General features: G+C 74.2%; 3 protein-coding genes. 2 read left to right on the forward strand and 1 reads right to left on the reverse strand.

What is annotated here, in order from left to right:
- A partial coding sequence (locus tag Q0L15_RS17855; protein WP_296605800.1) for an NAD(P)H-hydrate dehydratase occupies positions 1 to 854 on the forward strand: 854 nt, incomplete at its 5' end.
- 31 nt (positions 855 to 885) lie between these two features.
- Here the strand turns inward: Q0L15_RS17855 and Q0L15_RS17860 are convergent.
- On the reverse strand, positions 886 to 1,521 hold the full coding sequence (locus Q0L15_RS17860) for a hypothetical protein (RefSeq protein ID WP_296605801.1): 636 nt from the start codon (positions 1,519 to 1,521) through the stop codon (positions 886 to 888).
- A 454-nt stretch (positions 1,522 to 1,975) separates the two neighbouring features.
- On the opposite strand from Q0L15_RS17860, the gene Q0L15_RS17865 reads away from it, so the two are divergent.
- A partial coding sequence (locus Q0L15_RS17865) for a DUF222 domain-containing protein (protein ID WP_296605802.1) occupies positions 1,976 to 2,843 on the forward strand: 868 nt, incomplete at its 3' end.

Below are 2,843 nucleotides of genomic sequence, written 5' to 3' on the forward strand. Positions count from 1 at the left end.
CCCCTGCGCTGCTGCGGCGCTGGCCGCTGCCGTCGCCGGGCGCAGGCAAGGACGCTCGAGGCGAGCTGCTGGTGCTGGGCGGGAGTGCCTCCACACCCGGGGCTGTGCTGCTGACCGGCGTGGCCGCGCTGCGAGCGGGGGCCGGCAAGCTGGCGATCGCCACCGCGGAATCGGTGGCCACGGCCCTCGCGGTGGCGGTCCCCGAGGCGCAGGTGCTCGGGCTGCCCGAGGACGGCGAGGGGTCGATCGACGCCCGCGCGGCCGATCGGGTGGTGGACAGGGCCGAGGCGGCCGACGCGCTGGTGGCCGGACCCGGCCTGGACGATCCCGACCGGGCGGCGGCGCTGCTCGCCGCGGTGCTGCCCCGGCTCGGCGTGCCGCTCGTGCTCGACGCCCTCGGCACGGCGTACCTCACCGATCACCCGCGGGGCCTGCGCCACCTCGCCGGCCGTGCGGTGGTCAACGCGAACCCGACCGAGCTGGCCCACCTGGCCGAGCGCGACGACCTCGGCAGCCGTCAGGAGATCCTGGACGCTGCGGTGGAGATCGCCCGAGAGAACGACGTGGTCGTGCTCGCCGGCGGCTCGGACAAGCTCGTCGTGGATCCCGACGGCCGGACCTGGGTCGTCGAGGGCGGAGGCCCGGGCCTCGGGGTCTCCGGCTCGGGTGACGTGCAGGCCGGCATCGTCGCCGGCCTCCTGGCCCGGGGCGCCGAGCCCGCGCAGGCGGCGGTGTGGGGCGCGTACCTGCATGCGCGGGCAGGGGAGCGGCTCGCAGGCAGCGTCGGCCAGGTCGGCTACCTCGCGCGCGAGCTCCCACCCGTCGTACCCACCGTCCTCGGCGAGCTCGCCTGAACCTGGCTCGCGAGCGCCGGTGGCCGGCCGGCTACGGGAGCTTGGCGACAGCGGTGGTGAGGAACGTGCCGATGTCCTCGGTCGTGAACGCGGGCTCAACGCCCTTGCCCATCACGATGTCGACCACCTGCAGGTCCATCAGCACCGAACCCTGACGCACCAACGAGTTGTGCAGGAGCCAGTACGCCCGGCCGCCGGCCTCCTGGATCGTCGTCAGCTCGCCGTAGCGGTCCTCGCCCACCTCAGGGATGGCCATCGGCTCGGACTCCCCGGGACCCTCCTCACCGGGTGGGATCTTCCCCTGGCAGGCCTGCAGCCCGTCGCGCAACGCCTCGAAGGTCGCCTCGACGTCGGCCGGGTCCGCGGACAGGAGGAACTCCTGGACGAAGATCATGTGGCCGACCCGATCACCCGCGGGCAGGTCGATGGGGTCCTCCTCGGACTGGTCGAGCTGGCGGAAGGCCTGCCACCGGAGCGCCTCCGCGGCCGCGCGGGACGCGTCGCCGGCCTTGGCGCAGAGCTCGATCTTCGGCAGCAGCTCCTGCTGGCTGTCGGGCACCACCCCGGGCGTCGCCATCTGGGAGTCCGGAGGCACGTTCACGGTCCACGTGCCGTCGTAGTCGGCCTCCGTCACCAGGGCCGAGGCCAGCACCTCCGACGTCAGCACGGACCCGGGGGACGAGGTCGTCCGGTCATCCGGCGTAGGGGCCCCCGAGTCGGAGCCGTTCCCGCACGCACCCAGCAGCAGGACCGCTGCTCCCGTCAGCGCCACGAGTAGTCGAGTGTGAGTCATCGCGCCGCCCCCTCTGGCCAGCTGCCCCCACGTGTCCAGCCTCCCAATCCCTCGGGGCGCCGGGTAGAGGCGTACGTCCTCGCCGCCTGCCGAGGGTCGCGGCCGCAGCCGCTGGTCGGGCACGTCGAGACTGCGCCTCGCCCGCGGCGTCGGTGGTCGATGTACGTCGGCCTGCGGGCTGCTTCCGATTGCGGTCGGATGGCAGCAGAAGCGGGTACGGCGGGCGCCGATCGCCGTCGCCGCCCGCCTCCAGGCCGCCACAACCTCCCCTCCCCAACCCAGCCTGCCGGCCTTGACACTGTGACCCGTGTCACATAGACTCGAACACATGTTCGTACTCTCGGGATCCGCTGAAGCGCTCTCCTGCGCGCCGGTGCCCGAGGACGACGCCGCGAAGATCGACCAGATCCGCGACCTCGAGACCCTCGTGTGTGCAGCACAAGCCAGGCAGGCGAAGCTCGCCGCCGCCCTGGACGCCTCCCAGCGCGCCCGGGCCGCCGAGCACGGTGAGCCCGCCGCCCGCCAAGGCCGGGGGATCGCCGAGCAGGTCGCCCTCGCGCGGCGTGAGTCACCCCACCGCGGCCGACAGCACCTCGCCCTGGCCACGATCCTGGACCGCGAGCTGCCCTGCACCCGGGCCGCGTTCGCGGCCGGGCGGATCACCGAGTGGCGCGCGATGACCATCGCGCGGGAGACCGCCTGCCTGACGCTTGAGGACCGGCGTGCGGTCGACCGGGCCATCGCCGGCGACCCCGAGGCGCTGGAGGGCTACTCCGACCGGGTCGTGCTGGCCGAGCTGCGCAAGCTTGCCGCCCGTCTCGACCCCGCCTCCGTGGCCGAGCGGCGGCGCCGCGCCGAACGTGAGCGGCATGTCACCGTCCGGCCGGCACCCGACACGATGGCCTACCTGACCGTGCTGCTGCCGGTCGCCCAAGCCGTCGCGGTCTACGCGGCGTTGAAGACCGAGGCCGACACCGTCGTCGCCACAGGTGATGCCCGGTCGCGGGGCCAGGTCATGGCCGACACCCTCGTCGCCCGCATCACCGGCTCCACCGACGACGCCGGTCGCCCGGTGGTGCCCGTCACGGTCGGGCTGGTGATGACCGACCAGGCCCTGCTCGCCGGAGCCCACGACACCGCAGACCTCGACGGCTACGGCCCGATCCCCGCCGGCCTGGCCCGCCACCTGCTCCTGG

Source organism: Nocardioides sp. (assembly GCF_024509035.1).
In the GTDB taxonomy this organism is placed as follows: domain Bacteria; phylum Actinomycetota; class Actinomycetes; order Propionibacteriales; family Nocardioidaceae; genus Nocardioides.